This is a genomic window from Neorhizobium sp. PAMB6630 (assembly GCF_058242775.1).
Genome location: NZ_JBZAYV010000002.1, coordinates 1,447,645 through 1,467,581, shown reverse-complemented (window position 1 = coordinate 1,467,581; position 19,937 = coordinate 1,447,645). Strand labels below are relative to the sequence as shown.

General features: G+C 62.2%; 17 protein-coding genes. 4 read left to right on the top strand and 13 right to left on the bottom strand.

Annotated features, from left to right (window positions below; genetic code table 11):
• The first annotated feature begins 58 nt into the window (after positions 1–58).
• The 3 genes from AC4CWF_RS25410 to AC4CWF_RS25400 are packed head-to-tail and all read left to right on the top strand — an operon-like array spanning position 59 to position 4,043.
• Positions 59–1,390, top strand: a complete 1,332-nt coding sequence (locus tag AC4CWF_RS25410; RefSeq protein ID WP_491287819.1) for an NAD(P)/FAD-dependent oxidoreductase — start codon at positions 59–61, stop codon at positions 1,388–1,390.
• On the top strand, positions 1,387–2,631 hold the full coding sequence (locus tag AC4CWF_RS25405) for an NAD(P)/FAD-dependent oxidoreductase (protein WP_491286650.1): 1,245 nt from the start codon (positions 1,387–1,389) through the stop codon (positions 2,629–2,631). Before AC4CWF_RS25410 ends, AC4CWF_RS25405 begins: the two co-directional genes overlap by 4 nt.
• Positions 2,628–4,043, top strand: a complete 1,416-nt coding sequence (locus AC4CWF_RS25400) for an FGGY family carbohydrate kinase (protein WP_491286649.1) — start codon at positions 2,628–2,630, stop codon at positions 4,041–4,043. Before AC4CWF_RS25405 ends, AC4CWF_RS25400 begins: the two co-directional genes overlap by 4 nt.
• A 95-nt stretch (positions 4,044–4,138) precedes the next feature.
• Here AC4CWF_RS25400 and AC4CWF_RS25395 read toward each other — a convergent pair whose 3' ends face one another.
• The 8 genes from AC4CWF_RS25395 to AC4CWF_RS25360 form a co-directional block, all read right to left on the bottom strand.
• The gene (locus AC4CWF_RS25395) at positions 4,139–4,873 is read right to left on the bottom strand and encodes an SDR family NAD(P)-dependent oxidoreductase (protein ID WP_491286647.1); all 735 of its coding nucleotides are present in this window, start codon (positions 4,871–4,873) and stop codon (positions 4,139–4,141) included.
• Positions 4,874–4,968: 95 nt separating this feature from the next.
• Complete coding sequence (ggt, locus tag AC4CWF_RS25390; RefSeq protein WP_491286645.1) at positions 4,969–6,657, bottom strand: gamma-glutamyltransferase; 1,689 nt, start codon at positions 6,655–6,657, stop codon at positions 4,969–4,971.
• Positions 6,658–6,733: 76 nt separating this feature from the next.
• On the bottom strand, positions 6,734–7,402 hold the full coding sequence (locus AC4CWF_RS25385; RefSeq protein WP_491286643.1) for an RraA family protein: 669 nt from the start codon (positions 7,400–7,402) through the stop codon (positions 6,734–6,736).
• A gap of 27 nt (positions 7,403–7,429) precedes the next feature.
• Positions 7,430–8,221 carry an ABC transporter permease gene (locus tag AC4CWF_RS25380; protein WP_491286641.1) on the bottom strand — a complete coding sequence of 264 codons (792 nt, stop codon included), beginning with the start codon at positions 8,219–8,221 and terminating at the stop codon, positions 7,430–7,432.
• Positions 8,218–9,057 carry an ABC transporter permease gene (locus tag AC4CWF_RS25375; RefSeq protein ID WP_491286640.1) on the bottom strand — a complete coding sequence of 280 codons (840 nt, stop codon included), beginning with the start codon at positions 9,055–9,057 and terminating at the stop codon, positions 8,218–8,220. The genes AC4CWF_RS25380 and AC4CWF_RS25375 overlap by 4 nt, the downstream gene beginning before the upstream one ends.
• A gap of 32 nt (positions 9,058–9,089) precedes the next feature.
• Entirely contained in the window at positions 9,090–10,184 is a 1,095-nt protein-coding gene (locus tag AC4CWF_RS25370; protein WP_491286638.1) for an ABC transporter ATP-binding protein, read from the bottom strand.
• Between the two features lie 17 nt (positions 10,185–10,201).
• Positions 10,202–11,251, bottom strand: a complete 1,050-nt coding sequence (locus tag AC4CWF_RS25365; RefSeq protein ID WP_491286636.1) for an ABC transporter substrate-binding protein — start codon at positions 11,249–11,251, stop codon at positions 10,202–10,204.
• A gap of 362 nt (positions 11,252–11,613) precedes the next feature.
• Positions 11,614–12,546 (bottom strand): 2-hydroxyacid dehydrogenase, encoded by a 933-nt coding sequence (locus AC4CWF_RS25360; RefSeq protein ID WP_491286634.1) that lies wholly within the window; start codon positions 12,544–12,546, stop codon positions 11,614–11,616.
• A gap of 141 nt (positions 12,547–12,687) precedes the next feature.
• Between AC4CWF_RS25360 and AC4CWF_RS25355 the strand changes: the two genes are divergently transcribed.
• Positions 12,688–13,605 carry a LysR family transcriptional regulator gene (locus AC4CWF_RS25355; RefSeq protein ID WP_491286632.1) on the top strand — a complete coding sequence of 306 codons (918 nt, stop codon included), beginning with the start codon at positions 12,688–12,690 and terminating at the stop codon, positions 13,603–13,605.
• 93 nt (positions 13,606–13,698) lie between these two features.
• On the opposite strand, the gene AC4CWF_RS25350 is transcribed toward AC4CWF_RS25355, so the two are convergent.
• The 5 genes from AC4CWF_RS25350 to AC4CWF_RS25330 are packed head-to-tail and all read right to left on the bottom strand — an operon-like array spanning position 13,699 to position 19,839.
• A complete protein-coding gene (locus AC4CWF_RS25350) occupies positions 13,699–14,568 on the bottom strand; it encodes a creatininase family protein (protein ID WP_491286631.1) in 870 nt (289 codons plus the stop codon).
• Entirely contained in the window at positions 14,522–15,490 is a 969-nt protein-coding gene (locus AC4CWF_RS25345; protein WP_491286629.1) for an ABC transporter ATP-binding protein, read from the bottom strand. Before AC4CWF_RS25345 ends, AC4CWF_RS25350 begins: the two co-directional genes overlap by 47 nt.
• Positions 15,487–17,409, bottom strand: coding sequence for a dipeptide/oligopeptide/nickel ABC transporter permease/ATP-binding protein (locus AC4CWF_RS25340; RefSeq protein ID WP_491286628.1), 1,923 nt, complete (start codon positions 17,407–17,409; stop codon positions 15,487–15,489). Before AC4CWF_RS25340 ends, AC4CWF_RS25345 begins: the two co-directional genes overlap by 4 nt.
• Positions 17,406–18,359: an ABC transporter permease gene (locus AC4CWF_RS25335; RefSeq protein WP_491286627.1), complete on the bottom strand. Its 954-nt coding sequence runs from the start codon at positions 18,357–18,359 to the stop codon at positions 17,406–17,408. Before AC4CWF_RS25335 ends, AC4CWF_RS25340 begins: the two co-directional genes overlap by 4 nt.
• A 10-nt stretch (positions 18,360–18,369) precedes the next feature.
• Positions 18,370–19,839, bottom strand: coding sequence for an ABC transporter substrate-binding protein (locus AC4CWF_RS25330; RefSeq protein WP_491286625.1), 1,470 nt, complete (start codon positions 19,837–19,839; stop codon positions 18,370–18,372).
• Positions 19,840–19,937: the final 98 nt, after the last annotated feature.

Here is a 19,937-nt window from a genome sequence, read left to right as displayed (position 1 = left end):
TGCTTTCGGCAATCCTGTGGACACAGCCATTATCGGTGCCGGTGTCGTCGGCTGTGCCATGGCGCGCCGTTTCTCGTTGGAAGGTGCCAGTGTCGTCGTTCTCGAGCGGGCACCCGACATCCTATCTGGCGCATCGAAAGCCAACAGCGCCATCCTGCACACCGGTTTTGATGCGCCGCCCGGCAGCGTCGAGCTGCAATGCATGCAGGCAGGTTACCACGAGTACATGAAGATCCGCGAGGATTTCAATCTTCCGATCCTCGACACCGGTGCGATGGTTGCCGCCTGGAGTGACAGCGAGGAGGCCCGGCTTCCCGAACTGCTGGAGCAGGCGCTCCGCAACGGAGTTGCCGACGCCAGGCTTCTCAGCCGCGCCGAGGTGGTTGCACGCGAGCCGGCATTGGGTGCCCATGTGCGGGCGGCACTTCTCGTCCCGCGCGAGGTCATCATCGATCCGTGGTCGGCGCCACTCGCCTATGCGATGCAGGCCAAGGCATTGGGCGCGCGGTTTCACTTCAATGCCGGCCTGTTGGCGGCCCGTTTCGATGGCGATCTGTGGCATCTTCAGACGCCCATTGGCACGCTGACTGCCCGCAGCGTCATCAACGCTGCAGGTATTCAGGGCGATAGCGTCGAGCGCATGCTAATCGGCGGCTCGCAGTTTGAGATTCGTCCGCGAAAAGGGCAGTTCGTCGTCTTCGACAAGGCTGCCGCCAAACATCTCCGAACGATCCTGCTGCCGGTGCCGACGGCCCGCACCAAAGGTGTGGTGCTGACCCGAACGATCTTTGGTAACCTGCTGGTCGGACCGACGGCGGAGGAACAGGAAGAGCGCGAGCGCCCCGACGTCACTCGTCCGGAACTCGACATGCTGATCGCCAAGGCCGTCGAGCTGGTGCCAGCATTGGCGCAGGCCCAGGTGACGGCCGTTTATGCCGGCTTGCGACCGGCCTCCGAGGAAAAACACTATCGCCTCCACAGCCTTCCGGAAAAGGGCTATTTCTGCGTCGGCGGCATACGCTCCACCGGGCTGACTGCGGCGCTCGGGATTGCCCGCCATGTCCATGGATTATGGGCGCAAGACCGAACTGCCGGCGGCAAACCGAGCGCGGCGCCGCCGATCTTCCCGCTGCCCAATCTGGCCGAGCACCTGCCGCGTGACTGGCAGGTGCCCGGGCATCACGGCATCGTCTGTCATTGCGAAATGGTGACCGGGCGGGAGATCGAGGCCGCGCTCAGCAGCCCCCTGCCTCCCGGCGATTTTGGCGGGCTGCGGCGGCGCACGCGCTGTGCCATGGGGCGTTGTCAGGGGTTCAACTGTCTAGCCCGTCTGAACAGCCTCACCGAAGGCCGGCTATCGGTGCCGATCGTAGCGGAGGCCGACCGATGAGCGCGGACCCCTACGACGTTGCGATCGTCGGCGGTGGTCCGGCGGGGCTTTCCGCTGCCATCGAATTGAGAGCCCGTGGCGTGGCGAGGGTCGCGCTCTTCGAGCGTGGAGACGAGGCCGGCGGCATCCCCCGACATTGCGGCCATCCGCCTTTCGGCATGCGCGAGTTCGGACGCATCCTTACAGGGCCTGCCTATGCTCGCCGCCTCGTGGCCGCAGCACTGGCTGCTGGCGTCACCATCCTGACGAAACATATGGTCGTCCATACCAGCCCCGGCGGCCGGCTGACAGTTGCAAGCCCCAACGGCATCGAGACGATCCAGGCAGCCCGCATCCTGATCGCCACCGGTGCACGCGAGACCACCCGGGCGCAGTTGCTGGTTCCCGGCCTGCGGCCCCTGGGCGTGATGAATACGGCAGCGCTTCAGGCCTTCATCTACCAGGAAGGGCGGGTGCCGTTTCGACGTCCGCTCATCGTCGGCAGCGAACTGGTGTCATTGTCGGCTGTCCTCACCTGTCGAAGCCATGGCATCCGCCCCATCGCCATGGTGGAGAGTGAACGCGACGTCCAGGCCCGGCGGGCATTCTTTGCCTTGCCCCGTTTGCTTCGCGTGCCCGTCATGACAGGCGCGCAGATCCTTGCCATCGAAGGTCATCCGCGGGTGACCTCAGTGCGGTTGCGGCTGGCCGACGGCACGGAGACGCTATTGGCGTGCGATGGCGTGATCTTTTCCGGCTGCTTCGTTCCGGAGGCGGCTCTGCCGGAAGCGAGCGCTCTCGCGCTCGATCCGGCAACCGGTGGCCCGGAAATCGACCAGCACGGTCGAGGCTCCGATCCCGGCATATTTTTCGCCGGCAACATGGTTCACCCAATCGAGACGGCGGGTCATTGCTGGGCCGAGGGTCGCCGCGTTGCCGGGCTGATTGCCGCTGAACTTGCGGATCGGGCAAAATCTGAACCGAAAGAGACGCCGGGCCGCCGCGTCATTGCCGGCGCCGGCCTGAAGTACGTGGTCCCGCAACGCCTGACGACCGAAGGCACGGGCACCGTACCGGTTTTGAATGTGCGCGCGCTCGGGGCTGCCAACGGGCAATTGATCCTGTCGAATGGCAGCGGCACCATACTGCGATCACAAAGCATCAACGTCGCACCGCAGAAACCAATCCGCTTTTCCCTGGCTGGGCTGGACCTTGCTGGCGAGAGCAGCGATCTTAGATTGCGACTGGAGCCGAAGGCATGAGCATTTTCCTGGCCCTCGATCAGGGTACCACCTCAACGCGCGCCCTCAAGGTCGCAGCAGACGGTACGGCCAGCATCGTCTTTTCCGCGGCGCATGCGCAGCATTTCTCCGGTACGGATCGGGTCGAACACGAGCCTGAGGAACTACTCGCCAATCTGCGCGCGGCGCTCCTCGCCGCGGGCGAAGTCACCGCGATCGGTCTGTCCAATCAGGGTGAAAGCTGCCTTGCCTGGGATGCGATCGATGGAAGACCGCTCTCGCCCGTCATCGTCTGGCAGGACCGCCGGACGGCGGCGCAGGTCGCCGCCCTTTCCCCTGTGCAAGCCGAGATCATGGCGCTGTCCGGCCTTCCGCTCAGCCCCTATTTTTCCGCCGCAAAACTGGCCTGGCTCTTGGAGAACAATGACGACGTCAAGGAGGCGCGGCGTGCCGGAAGACTGATGCTCGGCACCACCGATGCGTTTTTCCTGCAGCGGCTTACCGGACGCGCGGCAACCGACATCACCACGGCCTCGCGCACGTCCCTGATGAATATGGCAACCGGCGAGTGGGACAGCAGGCTCTGCCAACTTTTCGGCGTTCCGATCGAATGCCTGCCGCCCATTCTGCCGACCGTCGGCGATTTCGGAGACATTGACGGCACACCGCTGACGGCATCGGTGGTGGATCAGCAGGCGGCCCTTTACGGTCATGGCTGCCGGGTCGCAGGTGACACCAAGATTACCTTCGGCACCGGCGCTTTCGCGCTGTCGCTCACCGGCCCGAACCGGCGACGGGCTGGCCAGACCGGACTGCTGCCGACGGTTGCCTGGTCGATCCGTGGCGAAACCAGTTATGCGACAGACGGTGGCGTCCATGCCGCTGGTGCCGCGATCAACTGGGCTCAGAGAATAGGGCTTCTGAACGAACCGGCCGAACTCAATGCCTTTGCAGCAGGCCCGGCCATCGACCGCGGCCTGGCCTTCGTGCCGGCGCTGGCCGGTCTCGGGAGCCCGCATTGGGATGACAGCGCCGCCGGGCTTTTCATCGGCATGACAGGGGCAACGACCCGCCAAGACATGCAGCAGGCGCTGATCGAAGGCATTGCGTTACGAGCCAGCGAAATCGTCGTGGCCATGGCGTCAGATGCGCCGATCACACGGATATCGGTGGATGGCGGCGTCAGCCGTTCGCGTTATCTGTGCCAATTTCTTGCCGACACGACGGGGTGCACAGTGGTCATCCCCAGTGTCGACGAACTGACCGCCTACGGCACCGCCCAGCTTGCCGCCTGCGCTCTGGGCGAAACGTTGGAGACCCCGCGGCCTTTGCAAACCATTACCCCCGACCCGTGTGATGGGGCAGCGCGGCTCGCGCGGTTTGCGAAAGCGGTTGATCGGTCCAAAGACTGGCACACGTTAGCCGTCGGATAGCTCTGTGGAGATGGCAAGCCGCTTGATGGAATTGCATCGTTCAGGCTGAAAACGCGTCATGCCCTGCCGCTGCAAGCTCCGCACGCCGTGGCCGCTCAGACATGCTGGCCGCCATTGATGTGGATTTCCGCGCCATTGATGTAGGCGGATGTTTCGCTGCAGAGAAAGTGGATTGTCTCGGCCACTTCCCGCGGCGTGCCGAGCCTTTTCATCGGCACACTGGCTTCCACCAGAAGGTCCGTGCCCTCCGACAGGATCGCAGTGTCAATTTCACCCGGTGCGATGGCATTGGCACGAACGCCATGCGGGCCGAACTCATGGGCGATTTCCCGCGTCAAGGCCGCAAGGCCCGCCTTCGAGGCCGCATAGGCAACGCCAGCAAACGGGTGCACCCGCGAGCCGGCAATCGACGTGACGTTGACGATCGATCCTTTCGCAGCCTCCAGTTCGGGCAGAAGCGCCCGCGCGAGCAGGGCGATGGAAACGAGATTGACATTCAGCACCGTCGTCCAGGTGGCGGCGTCGGAACCGATGACGCCGAGGCGGGCGCCACCGGCACCTTTGGGCGAAATGCCCGCATTGTTGACCAGCGCATGCAGCCCCGCGCCATCCAGTCGCTCGCGAACGTCGGCCACCAGCTTGTCGATCTGCGTCAGGTCGGCGAGATCTGCCTGAATATGGCTTTCACGCGCCGAGGGCCAAAGGCACTCCTCCGAAAAAGGTTGGCGTGACACGGTGAGGACACGCCAGCCTTTTTCGAGGAACAGCTTGACCGTTGCATGTCCGATGCCACGGCTTGCACCCGTCAGAAGGATAGAGGGTTGTGTCATGGGACATCTCCTTGGGATGGGGCAGTCGACGTTGTCCTTGCGGTGGTTCGATCATTCAGGGTCAACGGATTTTCTGTCGTGCGGTTTGACCCGCATCAATTCTGGGCAGGCTTTGCCGGCGCCTTGTCCGGCCAGAACCGCACGCCTGGATGGGCCAGTCCGCCACCGAGCGCGGCCACGGTGCCATCAGCGCGCCAGCAGGCGGCACCCGTCATCGTGTCGCCAAAGGCAATGGCGTTCATGCCACCGCCGATATGCGGCATGACTCTAACCTCGTGACCGAGTTCCTCAAGCTTTTCCCGCTGCGGTGCATAGGCCTGCTCGATTTCCACTTCCTGGCCTTGCGTCCAGACCCGCGGCGCTTCGACCGCTTCCTGCAGGCTCATCCCGTGGTCGATCAGGTTGACGATCGCCTGCATGGCCGAGGGAAAGATCCTGAGGCCTCCGGGCAAGCCGAGTGCGAACACCGGTGCGCCATCCTGCATCAGGATCATCGGCGCCATCGATGTCGGCACGCGCTTGCCGGGCACGACGGAGAGAGCGTTGCACGGATGCGGATCGAAATTGCTCATGTAGTTGTTGGGGATGATGCCGGTACCGGGCACCGCCAGGCGTGCGCCGAACAGTCCGTTGATTGTGTGGGTGGCGCTGACGACATTGCCGTCGCGGTCGGCAATGGTGATATGCGTGGTGTCCTGGCTCTCATAGCCCGATGCATAGGCGGCCGGCAGGCTTGCCGCCTGGCGGATCTGGGACCTGCATTCGGCGGCATAGGCCTTCGAGGTCAGCCGCTCGACCGGCACGTCGACAAATGCCGGGTCGCCGGAATGCGCGCGGCGATCCGCAAAGGCAATGCGGATCACCTCGACGAGAAGATGGAGGGAGGCAACGCTGCCGAAACCCAAGCCGGCAACGTCATAGGCTTCCAGCATGTTCAGCATCTGGGTGACATGGACGCCGGACGAGGCCGGCGGCGGCGGTCCGGCAATCTCGAAGCCACGGTAGCTGCCGATGATCGGCTGGCGCTCGATCGCTCGATAGGCGCGCAGATCGGCTTCGGTAACCCAGCCGGCATCATCGCCGCCCGTCTTCATTCTTGCGGCGAGTGCCGCGCCGAGCGCGCCACCATGCAGGGCGGCGGCGCCTTCGCGCTGGATCAGCCGCAGGCTTTCGGCGTAATCGCCCATCAGGAGGCGGTCGCCCGGAGCGGGTGCCGCGCCGCCCGGCATGAGGATCTTGGCGATTTCCGCGTCCTGCGAAAGCTCGCTGGCGGCCTCGCCGATCGCACCGGAAAGGTAGTGGGTAACGGCAAAACCGCGTGAAGCCAGCCTGATCGCCGGTTCTACGACGTCGGCAAAGGGCAGCTTGCCGTAGCGCGCATGCATGTCGCACCAGCCCGCCAGGTTGCCGGGAACGGCAACGGAGGAGGCGCCGATGATGTTGCGGCGCCCCTTGGCATCCATGTAGCGGGCCGGCTCATCCGAGACCGGCTCGTAGATTTCGGGGTGCATGGTCGCGGCTGCCGAAGACAGCGCGTCGATTACCACATGCGGGCCGCCGGCCATGCGGATATGCGAAAGGCCGCCGCCGGCAATGCCGACCATCATCGGTTCCACCACGGTCAGCGCCAGAAGCGACGCGACCGCGGCATCGACCGCATTGCCACCTGCCGCCAACATCTCGAAACCCGCCGCCGAGCCGAGGGGATGGTTTGTTACCACCATTCCGCCAGCACCACTGGCCGGGGATTTTTCGCAGGTGAATGGCAGGCGGGGAGCGGTCATGTCGGTTCTCAATTCGGTAGGTATGGCCGGGCGCAGCAGACTAGCCGGCGAAGATACCCCGGCTAGAAAGCATGGTTCAGATCAGATTGGCCAGAACTTTGGCCGTTGCACCCGAAAGATCGCCGAGCTTGACGCCGGTTTCGCGAACACTGGCCTCGCGCGCCTTGCCGCGGATCTGGATGTCGATGGCTTTCTGTGCCTCCGAGGCAACTTCCTCCGGGGGCAGCACGATGACGCCGCTCTCATCGGCCAAAACGGCATCGCCCGGCATGACGACGGTGTTGCCGACCGATACCGGAACATTGATCGCTCCGCCGAGATCGTAGATGCGCGTGGTGATCGGCGAAATGCCGCGGCACCACATCGGGAAATCTGACTGGACGATCTCTTCAAGGTCCGTGCAGGGGCCGTCGACCACCGCGCCGACGGCGCCCGCGGCCTTGGCACCGACCGTCACGCCGCCGCCCCAGCAGGCGTAACGGTCATCGTGCAGTCGGTCGACAATGACGAAATCGCCCGGCCGGATGAGGCTGAGGATATGGTGCAGCAGCGTGGAGTCCGGTCCGGGGATGGCGATGGTGACGGCGGTGCCGACAACGCGCCGGCCCGGGATCAGCGGCTGGATCTGCCGGTGCAGGAAGCCGAAATGCCGCCAGTGGCCGAGCGTCGCGGTTTCGACCTGCGCCAGCAGGTCCAGGTCCTGCTTGGCGATCTGTGCCGGCATCGGGTTGATTTTGTAAGCCATTTTCGAATCCAATCTGGGGTGTGGAAGTTAGCGGCCAAAGGCCTTGGCGAAACCGACGCTGCGTTCGACGACGAGGACGATTGCAAGCGAAAGGGCGATCATCAAAACCGCCAGCACGGCCACCATGGGATCGGTGCGCTCGTCCACATAACGGTAGAGCGCGACCGGCAGCGTCTGCAGCCGCGGCCCGACGATGAACAGCGACAGCACGATCTCGTCGAAAGACAGGATGAGCGCGATGGCGCTGGAGGCGATCACGCCGGGCGTCAGCCGCGGCAGGGTGATCTGCATGAAGACCTGAAACGGACGGGCGCCGAGCGTCATCGCCGCCTCGTCGACATCGGTGCCGAGATTGCTCAGCGACGTCTGCAGGATGCGGATGCTGAAGGGCAGCGTCATCACCAGATGCGCCAGCACCAGGCCGGGATAGGTTGCCACCAGTCCGGCCGGCGTGAACACCATCAGGATGCCAAGGCCCAGCATCATCGCCGGTAAAACGAGCGGCGCGATGACCAGGCTGCGGATCAGGGCGCGGCCGGGAAAGTCCAGACGCACCAACGCATAGGCGGCCGGTAGCCCAAGAGCGAGGCTGAGCGCCGCAACGATCACTGCGATGATGGCGCTGTTGCGGAAGCCCTGCATGAAGCTGGTATTGCCGAGCACTGTTCCATACCATTTCAGGCTCCAGCCCGAAGGCGGGAAGGACAGGTAGCTGTCGGCGCTGAACGAGATGACGAGGATGATCGCCATCGGCATGAAGACGATGCAGAAGACCAGCGTGACATAGGTGCGAGAGATGAAGGAGAGGAATTTCGTCATGCCTGTGTCCTCCGGGTCAGCAGTCGCAGCACGAGGCCGGTCAATCCCATGGCGAGGACGAAAAACGCCAGCATGAGGAAGGACAGCGCCGCCGCCGTCGGCCAGTCGAGCGAAACGAGGGCAAGGTCGTAAACCTCGGTTGCCAGCAGAAACACACGGCCTCCGCCCAGCAGGGACGGTGTGATGAAAGACGAGACGCACAGCACGAAGCCGATCGTCAGTCCGGCAAGGATGGCCGGCAAGCTGAGTGGCAGCGTGACGTGCCAAAAGACCTTCTGGGGTGGTGCGCCGAGCGACATGGCGGCATCGTCGAGCCGTCTGTCGAGTTTGCCGAGCCCGGCCGCGATGGTCAGAAACATGTAGGGCATGATGCTTTCAGACAGGCCGATGATCACACCCGAATAATTGTTGACCATCCGCAACGGCTCGCTGATCAGTCCCAGTACCCGCAGCAGGTGATTGACGGGTCCGGCATCTCCCAGGGTCACCAGCCAGCCGAACGACCGCACCACAGCCGAGATCAGCAGCGGCGAGGCAGCCAGCACGGTCAGCGGCGTGCGCCAGCGCGACGTCATCCGCGACAGCGAAAGGGCCATCGGATAGGCTAGGAGCAGTGCGATCACGGAGCAGGTGATCGATAGCTGCAGTGTCCGGCCGAGCAGATCCAGATAGTAGCTGTCCTGGAGGATGCCGATATAGGTCTGCAGGCTAATGGCCTTGGTAATGGCGCCGTAGTCGGAAATGTTCAGCGACATGCGGAACAGCCACAGGATCGGGCCGATAAAGGAAATCGTCAGCACGAGCAGCACCGGTGCAAGAAGCAGCCAGGGTGTCATTCTCGTGCTGGTTCCGGGAACGGTGAAGCGGTTCATGCGGCAAAGATCCGCATGTCGGTGGTGCGCCAGGTGAGTGCGACTTCTGCACCCGGTTGCGCAAGTTGCGCTTCCTCGCTGCCGGGCCGAAGTTCGGCCACCAGCTTCTGGCCACCGGCGAGCTCAAGCTCGACCTCGATCACGCTGCCGACGAACACACTGCGGTTGACGCGTGCCGTCAGGCCATCGCCATCCGGCCTGGAAAGCTGAATGACGTGTGGCCGCACCATGGCAGCCATTTTGGCGCCATCACCAGCATCTCCGGGCAATTGCGTTAGGTCCGGTGCGGGCAGCGCCTGTCCTTCGTGATCGAGGCGCGGCCCGCCCGTGCCGAAACGCAAGGTTGCCGGCACGCTGTTGGCGCGGCCGATGAACCCGGCGACGAAGGGCGTTGCAGGCTTGTCGTAGATCTCGACCGGCGTTCCAATCTGTTCCAGCTTGCCGCCGTTCATCACCGCGATCCGGTCGCACATGGTCAGTGCTTCCTGCTGGTCGTGGGTGACGAACAATGTGGTGATGCCGGTGCGGGACTGGATGTCACGGATCTCGAAGCGCATCTCGTCGCGCAGGCGGGCGTCGAGGTTCGACAGCGGTTCGTCGAGCAACAGGATTTCCGGCTCGATGACGATGGCGCGTGCAATGGCGACTCGCTGTTGCTGGCCGCCAGACAACTCGACCGGGCGGCGATTGCCAAACCCTTCAAGCCGTACCGCACGCAGCGCCTCGGCAACCCGGGCTGCACTTTCCTCCTTGCCGACCTTGCGCAGCCGCAGGCCAAAGGCGACGTTCTGCGCCACCGTCATGTGCGGAAACAGCGCATAGGACTGGAAGACCAGACCGAGATTGCGCTCCCACGGGGGGCGAGACACGATGTCCTCGCCGCCCATGATGATCTGTCCGGACGTCGGTGCCAGAAGCCCGGCAACCATCCGCAGCGTGGTGGACTTGCCGCAGCCGGACGGACCTAAAAGCCCGATAAATTCGCCCTTGGCGATATCAAAGGACAAGGTGTCGACGGCCGGGCGTTCGCCGCCATAGTCGAAGGTCAGCTTGTCGATGCGGATATGGGCGGGCGTTGAGGCGAGGGACATGGGCTCGTCCTGCTGTTTCACTTGCCGGCCGAGATGATCTGGCGCTTCCAGAGCTGGTTCCATTCATCCGATTTCGTGGCGGCCCAGGCCCAGTCGAGCGGCAGTGTCTTGTCGAGCTGGCCGGCAACCGTACGGGCCCTGGCCTCGGCGCTGACCTTTGCCTTGGTATTCACCGGCGCGTAGAACATCGCTTCCGTAAAGGCTGCCTGTGCTTCCGGCGACAGCGCATAATCGATGAAGGCTTTTGCCGCGACCGGGTTCTTGGCGCCCTTTACAAGATTGATGGTATTGATCTGCAGGATAGTGCCTTCCTTCGGCAGCATCACGCCCAGCTTGCCCTTTGATTCGTCAGCATAATACTGACCGCGGGCATTCCAGCCGGTCCCCAGCACATCTGTCCCGTTGATGACCAGGGTGTAGGCGTCAGGCTTGGGGTCGAAGGTCTGCACGCCGGGCGCCATCTCGGCAAGCTTGGCAACGGACTGTTTGACGGACTTGGTATAGTCTTCACCCAGCATGGCAGACGTCATCACCATCAGGCCGGAGCCGAGGATGGAGGGCATCGAGGTGACGGCCATCTTGCCGGCATAGGCCTTGTCCCAGAGAACCTCGAGCGAGGTCGGCGCCGTCGGGAAGGCTTCCTTGTTGTAGATCACCACCAGATTGTCGAAGGTGACGGCGGGACCGTAACCTTCCTTGACGATGGCCTGCGGCAGCAGGTCGGCAAGGTTGGGGACATCGGTCTTGGTCAAGGGTGCCAGCAGGCCTTCCTTGTCGCCGATCAGCGACGTGGAAACGTCGAAGATCACTACGTCGGTCTGCGGGTCACCGGCTTGCGAACGCAGGTTGCCCAGCATTGCCGAGGAGGCGCCGGCAGGAAAATAGTTGACCTTCACATCGGGATATTTCGCCAGGAAGGGCTTGATCACCGCTTCGTTATATTTGTCCTGAAAGATCCCCGAATAGGCGGTGAGGGTGATCTCCCCCGAGACATCGGCTGAGTGGGCCGGAGCTGTGGTGGTGATCAGCGCGGCGAAGATGACGGGGGCAAGAAGGCGGGTGATCATCGGCACTTTCTCCTGTCGGGTGAAGCGGCCCGGTTTGTCGAGGTGGCTGCCAGGATGGCAGGCAGCACGGTGAAATGTGAATCTGCTGGAGCCTGCTCCGCGACGGTTGGTCTTATCCCGGCAAAGCTGAAGGGCTTATCGAACGATCCACTGCGCCTGATGCAACGATCTACGGCCATCGTTGTCCAATCGAATTTTCTTGTGTTTTGCATCAGAAAAATTTTGGATGAAAAACGGCCAATTATTTAATCCGATTGCCGGACTAAGAGACTGGATTATGATGATTATTTGAACAAAATAGCCCTCCGGTCACGCAGGGGTAACCGAAGGGCTGAGAGGGGCATCCAAAGAAAATCTATGTGTTAGTAGCCGCGCTTGGCGTCCGCGAGATCGGCGACCGTACCGGTTTCCTGGAAGGTCCGGATGTTCTTGGCGACAATTTTGCTGCCTGTCGGCGCGTCGATCAACGAGGCGACATGCGGCGTGACGGTGATCTTCGGATTGGTCCAGAAGGGATGCGTTTTGGGAAGCGGCTCAACATGGAAGACATCGAGCGTCGCACTGCTGATCTGGCCCGAATTGAGGGCGTCGACAAGGTCGCTGTCGACCAGGTGCGGACCCCGTGCCGCGTTGACGATGCTGGCGCCGCGCTTCAAGCGATTGAACGTGTCGGCATTGAGAATGCCGCGTGTACTTTCGGTCAGGGGCAGCAGGCAGACAAGGATTTCCGTGCCTTCCAGAAACGCCCCAAAACCTTCGCTTCCGGAAAAGCACTGGATGCCGGGCAGATCCTTCGGGGATCGTGACCAGCCGCGCACTTCGAAGCCGATCTGTTTCAAAATGTCTGCGGCGACGGCACCGAGATTGCCCAGTCCCATCACGCCGACGCGGCGCTGGGGGGCGGGTGGCACGACGATCTGCTCCCAGAGCTGGCGGGCCTGGTTGGCCTGGATAGCCGGCAGTTCCCGGTGGTGGCGCAGGACGTGAAGGGCAACATACTCCTTCATTCGCTGCGTCAGATCGGTGCCGACGGTGCGGATGATTGGCACGTGAATCGGCAATTGCTCGTCTGCCAGGACGTGGTCGATGCCGGCCCCCAGCGAAACGATCGCCTTCAGGTTTCGGAACGGTTTCATGGAGCCGGTCGCCGGCCGCCAGAGCACCGAATAGGTCACGGCATCGGGATCAGGCACTTTGTCTATCGGGTAGACATTCCAGTCCGGCATCAGATCGCGCAGCATCTGGCACCACCATTCCGTCTTGTCTGCGGCTGGTAGCGAAACGACAATGTTCATGGAGCATCCTCATTGGCTCATGCGTCACGGTATGCCTCCCATTCACTGCAGGACGGGCGTGCGGGTCAAAGCAAAAATTCCTGTCGCTCTCATAGAATTTTTTTATGGAGTTTTCCGGTCGGTTTCCGCTAGGTTCCAGTCATGAATTTCAAACAGCTTGAAGCATTCTACTGGCTGACGCGTCTCAAGAGCTATCAACGCGTTGCCGATCATATCGGTTTGACGCAACCGGCTGTTTCGGCGCGCATATCAGGGCTCGAAGATAGTTTGGGCATACCTCTTATTGATCGTGCCCAATCCGATTTCACTCTGACTGAACAAGGGTATGAGGTCGCTGAATATGCCGAGACCTTTCTCAATCTTAGTGAGACGTTGACGAGCCGTCTGAAGTCGAAGCAAAAGCGACGTTATACGATCGGCGTTGTATCCATGGTCACCCAGACGTGGGCAGTTACGCTGCGCCACAAGATTGCTGCCCTTCCGGACCCCCCGCTGGTCGATTTCTATTCAGGCTCCAATCTCGATCTGCGACCGATGGTCAAGTCTGGCGCGCTGGACATGGCGTTCGTTACCGGAGAGGCTGGGTTGCCGCAGATCGAGGATAGCTTCTCGGTCCAGTATCATGTCGGTTGGGTGGCTCGGCCGGACGTGGTCGGCGAGATCAAGCGCCCGCTGACACCGGATGAATTGCGTGAGTTGCCTCTGGTACTCTACCCGCATACATCGCCACTGTTCGGCCCTGTCGCCGACCTGATAGAAGAGACGAAACGACGCCCCAATTCTCGCCACACCGGAAATTCGCTCGCCACCATCTGTGAGATGGTCAAGGCCGGTTATGGCGCCTCGGCAATGCCGTTGGTATCGCTAGAGCCGGAAATTACCACCGGAATGCTGGTCGAGATCCCTACCACCGTTCAGCTTGCCCCTCTTGATATCCGCTGCGTCCATCAGAACAGAGCGCGCAAAGCCCAGACGGCGCAGATATTCCAGCTGGCCCGACAGGCTGCCGAGGAATGGGTAGCGGCCCATCCGCGTTATGTCAGCTTTCGCAAGACCTGAATTTCCTGCAGAGCGCATTGCTACCCCGGTCATGGCACGGATGTTTTCTTGGAGTGCGGCACCAACCGGTGCCGCACTCCAGACTGCAAGCCATCAGGCGGCATAGCGCTTGGAAACGTGATCGCGTATGAAGCCGGAGCCGATTTTGACCAAGCGCTCGGTCAGCGCCGCGCCGGTTTCGGCTGAACAAAATACCGGATCGCCGCCCCATACGCCATGCGGCGCTGTTTCCATGGCCTCGATCGGTGCCTGCAGGCGAGCGCCAGCATATTTCAGCGCGGCAAAGCCCGCCACATCCACACCCATCGCCTTCTGGTCCTTCGGCGGTGACTTTGCCAGGTCCATGCGCAGGATATCGGGGTAATAATGTAAGCCGACCGATGTCAGCGGATCACCGCCATGGCCGGAGGACTTTGCAGCCGCTTCCGGGCCGAGGATCTCTTTCAGCAGTTCATAGCTGATCTGCCACAGATACATCGAAGCCACGAACATGCCGTTGGTCTGGCGCCATTTCAAAGAGACCTCGTTGATCGCTCCAACATTGCCGCCATGACCGTTGATGACCAACAACTTGGTCAATCCGTGACGGGCCAGACTGGCAAACATGTCGTCCAGCAAGGCAACGAGCGTTGATTGGCTGAGCGCGATGCCCCCATGTGAAGAACCAAAATAGTCGGCGCCGCCGAACGGGATGACAGGTGCGATGAAGGTTGGGATGCCTTCGGCACGTGCGGCGCGGGCTATGTCGAGTGCGACGGCTTCGGCGGCGAGATAGTCGCCCATCGGCGCATGGGTTCCCTGGTCTTCCAGCGAGCCCATCGGCAGGAGGATGACGGCATCGTCGTTGAGAAACTGGCGGGCTTCCTCGCTGGTCAGTTCAGCGATCTTGATCTTTTCAGTCAGCATGTTGATTTCCTTACAGTATGTCGGTTCTAAGGCAGGCCGACTGGTGGTGATCGCCAACCGTTTGCAACGGCGGGACGGTCTCGGCACAGGCGGGCTGGGCATAGGGACAGCGGCTGCGGAAGATGCAGCCAGAGGGTAGAGCGAGCGGCGAGGGGATCTCGCCAGTCAGCCGGATGCGGCGGTTCTCGCGGTGCAGGCTTGGTTCGGCCGAAACAAGGGCCGCCGTATACGGATGTTTGGGTGAAAAATGCACCTGATCGGCAGGACCGACCTCCATAACGCGTCCGAGATAAAGCACCATCACCCGGTCAGAGATGTAGCGCACCACCGAAAGATCGTGGCTGATGAACAGCAGCGATACACCCGTCTTGGCACGCAGGTCGGCCAGAAGGTTCAGAACCTGCGCCTGGATGGACACGTCCAGCGCAGACACGGCTTCGTCGCAGACAATGAAGCTCGGCTCGACGGCAAGCGCGCGGGCAATGCCGATGCGCTGCCGCTGGCCGCCAGAGAATTCGTGCGGGCGGCGGTCCAGGAAGCTCGGATCCAGGCCGACCAGCGTGACAAGTTCGATCAGGCGGGGCTCCCGGGCAGCACCCTTGTGCAACCTGTGTGCGTCGAGCGCCTCCGACAGCACCGCCCGGATGGTCTTGCGAGGGTCGAGGCTGGCATAAGGGTCCTGGAAGATGATCTGCATCTTCTTGCGCAGGCTGCGCATCCGGACAGGCGAGATGCTGTTCAGGTCCTCTCCGTCGAAACGCATCACGTCGCTTCGCGACTCGATCAGCCTCAGGATCGCGCGGCCGATCGTGCTTTTCCCGGAGCCGCTTTCGCCGACGAGGCCGAGCACCTCGCCCGGTGCCACGCTGAAGCTGACATCATGCAGCACATTGAGCGATCGCTTGGAAAAAAGACCACTGCGTCCGATCGAATAGCTCTTCTTGAGATTGCAGACGTCGAGAAGGGGTGCGGCTGTCATGCGGCCTCCGTCTGGTGGTTCATCACGCCCGCCGGTGCTTCCGGCGCCCGCAGACAGCGCACGGCGCGTTCGCCGTCTGCGCTCGGGTAAAGGGCCGGCCGGATGTCGGCGCAGGCCGGCACCGCGATTGGACAGCGGTCACGAAACGTGCAGCCCGAGGGGCGGGCAGACGGCAGCGGTGGCGTGCCTGAAATTGCTGGAAGCCGATCACCTCGGGCCGAGTTCAACTCTTCATGCGAGGACGGCATGCTTTCGATCAGGGCACGTGTGTAGGGGTGGTGCGGATCGCGTAGGATCTGGGCGGCGGGACCTTCCTCCACGATCAGGCCCGAGTACATCACCGCCACGCGGTCGGCTATATCTGCGACGACGCCCAGATTATGGCTGATGAACAGCAGGCTGAGCCCGTTCCCCTGATCCTGCCGCAGGGTTTGCAGCAGTTCGATGATCTCCGCCTGGATCGTTACGTCGAGCGCGGTGGTCGGCTCGTCTGCGATCAGCAGGCGCGGTTCGCAGCTCAGCGCCATTCCGATCATGACGCGCTGGCGCATGCCACCCGACATCTGGTCGGGGTAGCTATCGATCCGCCGCTCGGCGTCGTTCATGCCCACACGCTTCAGGAGCGCGATTGCATCGGCGCGGGCGTCGGACTTCGACATCGGCCGATGCGCGGTGATGGCCTCGATCATCTGGTCGCCGATCTTGTGGATCGGATTGAGCGAGGTCATCGGCTCTTGGAATATCATGGCGATGTCGTTGCCGCGGATGTCCTCGAGCGTGCGGGCATCGAGAAAGCCGAGGTCAACAACCTCATCAGACTTGCGTCGCAGCTGCAGCGTGCCTCCTACCTGCCGAATAGCGCCAGGCAGGAGGCCCATCAGCGCCAGAGAAGAGAGCGATTTTCCTGATCCGCTTTCGCCGACAAGTGCCGTGCATTGGTTGGCACGTAAAGTCAGGGAAACGTCCTCGATAACGGCAGGTGTTCCGAAATGCGCAGTCTCGAGCCGTAGGTTGTTGATGACGGCAACCACGTCCAGGTCTTTGATGGTCGGCGCATCCGCCTGCGCCTTCGGCTTGGAAACCTCGTCCATGCCGCTGCCGGAAGCGCCTTTCGGGTCCAGTGTGTCGCGCAGGCGGTCGCAAAAGAAGTTGATGGCATAGATTGTCAGCACCAGGGCGGCGCAGGGGATCATGATGCCGAGCGGATCCTGGTTCATGAATTGACGCGCACCGCGGATCATCTGGCCCCAGGAGGGGGCCGGCGGCACCACGCCGAGGCCGAGGAAGGACAGGCCGCTTTCGATCGTGATCGCTGCTGCTGCCGTCAGCGAATACTGAACCGACAGGGGGCCGGCGATGTTCGGCAGAACAGTTCCAAGCACGATGCGGTGCGAAGGCGTGCCAAGCGCGCGGGACGCTTCGACAAAATCAAGGGAGGTGACCCGCAGTGCCTCTGAAAAGGTAATGCGCGCAAAGGTCGGAAAATACAGGACCGAAAGCACGGCAACCAGCGTGACGCTGCCCGGTCCGAACAGGGTGACGACGAGCAGCGCCAAAAGGATCGGCGGGAAACAGAGCACGATGTCGGATAGCCGGCTCGTCACGAATTCCGAGGGTCCACGGAAATAGGCACCGACCAGACCGAAAAACGTGCCGATGATGCAGGCAATGGTGGTCGCCACGAAAGCGACGGTCAGCGATACTTGGCCGCCGTACAGCACGCGGGCCAGCCGATCGCGGCCGAATTCATCCCGACCCAGCCAATGTTCTAGGTCAGGGGCGGCGAGCCGATAGCGAACGGCGATCTTGACGGGATCGTCGGCAGTGATCAGCGGGGCGGCAAAGGGAATGATGATCAAGGCTGCCAGAAACAGGCTGGGCAGGATCATGCGCTTGGGAAAGTTCCGGACTGACATCATTGCAGGCGGATCCTCGGATCAAGCAGCGAGGACAGGATATCGATCGCGAGATTGATACCGATGAAGATGGCCGCGACGGTCAGGATGACGGCGCGGACCGTTGGGTAATCGCGTTGTTCGACTGCCGAAACCAGCAGGCCACTGAGGCCGGGCCAGTTGTAGATGAACTCGACGAGGACGGTAGAGCCGAGAAGGATGCCGAGCTGCAGGCCGACGACGGTGATGATCGGTCCGAGCGCATTGTAGAGGATGTGTCGGCGAACCACCCGCTTGCGGCGAAGTCCTTTGGCCACCGCGGTGCGCACCCAGTCGTGACCGCGCATTTCCAGCACGCTGGCCCGGGTCATACGAAACACGATCGTCGCCAGGTGCAGGCCGACGGTCAGTGCGGGCAGAACCAGCATCTGAAGATGCTGAATCGGATTGGTCGCGAAAGCGACATAACCGCCGGCCGGCAGCCAGCCCAGGACCTGTGCGAAGAAAAAGATGAACAGCGTGCCGAGCACGAAGCCCGGAATCGAGGTCAGAAGCGCATTGATGGCGGAGGCGGCAATGTCGAATTTTCCGCCTGCCCGCAATCCCGCCGCCGTGCCTGCGGGAATGGCCAGCAACAGCGCGAAAATCGTACCGGCGATAATGATTTCGAGCGTGCGCGGAAGGCGCAGGGCGATGACCGAGGAAATCGAGCCGTTGTCGACAATCGACGTGCCGAAATCCAGCCGCGCGGTATTGTAAAGGAAGGTCACGTATTGCGTGAGGACCGGCTTGTCGAGGCCCATATTGACCCGCAGATTGGCGATGGCTTCGGCGGAAGCGGAACCGCCGCCGGTCGACAGCAGCAGTTCGGCCGGGTCACCCGGTACGATGATGAGAAGCGAAAAGATGATCGTGCCGATGACCAGCAGCATGGCAGCGGCTGCTGCCATGCGACGAGAAATGAAGGCCAGCATTCAGCGCTCCTTATGCGAATTTCGTCTCGTCGAGCGCGTAACCCGATGAACCGCTGAGGAAGCCCGGCAATTGCTCGAACCCTTCGACCGACTGCTTCATGGCATAGGCCTGGATGCGCCAGTTCAGCGGAACTTGCGGTACCTCCTCGTAATAGGCGACGACCAGCTGTTGGTAGATCGCCTTGCGCTTGTCCGGATCGACCTCGTTGCGGCCCTGTTCCAACAGCCCGTCTATGCGCGCACTCTTGAAACCGAAGGATTGCAGATAGGACGGATTGCCGGAATAGAGCAGCGACCAGAGTGCATCGGGGTCGTTGTAATTGCCCGACGTCCCGTGGACTGCGATGTCATATTTGCCTTCCTTGCCAGCCGTGACGCGGGTGCCCCAGTCGGGCAGATCGAGCGTCGCATTGATGCCGATGGCGCCGAGATAGGCCTGGACGACGGATGCCGTGTCCTGGTGCATGCCGTAGGTGGCCGTTGCCAGAAGGCGGCATTCGAAGCCGTTGGCATAGCCGGCCTCGGCAAGCAGCGCCTTGGCTTTCTCGACATCGTATTTCCATTCATGGGCCGGATCGGCGAGATCGAATTTGGAGCCGCGTGGGTTCGGGAAACCAAAGAGCGGTTCGCCACGTCCGGCAAAGGCAGCATCGACGACATCCTGCCGTTCGATTGCGTAGCCGACCGCCTGACGCACCTTGGGATTGGCGAACGGGCCGCTGGTGACGTTGAACAGCAGGAACATGAAGGGTCCCAGCGTGGCCTTCATCTTCAGCGTCTTGGATGCCTCGACCGTGTCGAACTGCGTCCAGGGAAGATATTCGATCAGGTCGACGTCGCCGGCTTCGAGTGCTGCATAACGCAGGTTTTCGTCGGCATAGGCGACAAAGCGGATGCCCTCGACCCGCGGCTGGTCGGCCATGTAGAAGTCTTTGAAGCGCGCAACTTCGATATAGACGTTCTTTTCGCTGCCCTTCAACGTGAAGGGGCCGGCGCCGATCGTCTCGCCGTCGGTGCTCTTCTTCGAAATCACCGGGCAGCAATAGCTCGCCAGCAAGTCAAGAAAGATGGCGCTCGGCGCCTTCAGGGTGATCTTGACCGTTTTGTCGTCGACCGCCTCGACAGCAGAAATGATCTTGAGATCGCTTTTCAGAAAGGCTGTGGAGCCATTCTTGGTGATCTCGTTCAGCGAGAAGGCAACGTCCGCTGAAGTCACCGGGCTGCCGTCGTGGAAGACGGCGTTCGGGCGCAGCTTGAAAACGACGGTGGTCGGGTCGGTCCATGAGAAGCTGTCGGCCAGTTCGGGCACCAGCTTGCCGCTGGCATCGTAACCCATCAATCCGCGGTACAGCATCAGCTTGACGGTGTTGGCGGCGCCCCCGGTATTATCGAAAGGCTTGATGGTCGGCGGGAAGGTCGAGAGGCCGAACTTCAACACGGAGGCCGGTGTCTGGGCAAGCGTGCCCTGCGGCAAGGTCATCGCGACGATCCCAGCGCCGAGGCTGATCAGTACACTGCGTCTGGTGGGGGACAGGCAATCGGAAGGTGTCACAGATACCTCGGGTTTGTTGGAGGGAA

Bases quoted from the DNA above. Each gene is read 5' to 3' on its own strand.
- AC4CWF_RS25365 (WP_491286636.1), bottom strand. From the start codon at position 11,251: ATGATCACCCGCCTTCTTGCCCCCGTCATCTTCGCCGCGCTGATCACC.
- AC4CWF_RS25400 (WP_491286649.1), top strand. From the start codon at position 2,628: ATGAGCATTTTCCTGGCCCTCGATCAGGGTACCACCTCAACGCGCGCC.
- AC4CWF_RS25330 (WP_491286625.1), bottom strand. From the start codon at position 19,839: ATGACCTTGCCGCAGGGCACGCTTGCCCAGACACCGGCCTCCGTGTTG.
- AC4CWF_RS25340 (WP_491286628.1), bottom strand. From the start codon at position 17,409: ATGATGTCAGTCCGGAACTTTCCCAAGCGCATGATCCTGCCCAGCCTG.
- AC4CWF_RS25405 (WP_491286650.1), top strand. From the start codon at position 1,387: ATGAGCGCGGACCCCTACGACGTTGCGATCGTCGGCGGTGGTCCGGCG.
- AC4CWF_RS25355 (WP_491286632.1), top strand. From the start codon at position 12,688: ATGAATTTCAAACAGCTTGAAGCATTCTACTGGCTGACGCGTCTCAAG.
- AC4CWF_RS25370 (WP_491286638.1), bottom strand. From the start codon at position 10,184: ATGTCCCTCGCCTCAACGCCCGCCCATATCCGCATCGACAAGCTGACC.
- AC4CWF_RS25410 (WP_491287819.1), top strand. From the start codon at position 59: ATGGCGCGCCGTTTCTCGTTGGAAGGTGCCAGTGTCGTCGTTCTCGAG.
- AC4CWF_RS25385 (WP_491286643.1), bottom strand. From the start codon at position 7,402: ATGGCTTACAAAATCAACCCGATGCCGGCACAGATCGCCAAGCAGGAC.
- AC4CWF_RS25335 (WP_491286627.1), bottom strand. From the start codon at position 18,359: ATGCTGGCCTTCATTTCTCGTCGCATGGCAGCAGCCGCTGCCATGCTG.
- AC4CWF_RS25360 (WP_491286634.1), bottom strand. From the start codon at position 12,546: ATGAACATTGTCGTTTCGCTACCAGCCGCAGACAAGACGGAATGGTGG.
- AC4CWF_RS25395 (WP_491286647.1), bottom strand. From the start codon at position 4,873: ATGACACAACCCTCTATCCTTCTGACGGGTGCAAGCCGTGGCATCGGA.
- ggt (WP_491286645.1), bottom strand. From the start codon at position 6,657: ATGACCGCTCCCCGCCTGCCATTCACCTGCGAAAAATCCCCGGCCAGT.
- AC4CWF_RS25345 (WP_491286629.1), bottom strand. From the start codon at position 15,490: ATGACAGCCGCACCCCTTCTCGACGTCTGCAATCTCAAGAAGAGCTAT.
- AC4CWF_RS25375 (WP_491286640.1), bottom strand. From the start codon at position 9,057: ATGACACCCTGGCTGCTTCTTGCACCGGTGCTGCTCGTGCTGACGATT.
- AC4CWF_RS25380 (WP_491286641.1), bottom strand. From the start codon at position 8,221: ATGACGAAATTCCTCTCCTTCATCTCTCGCACCTATGTCACGCTGGTC.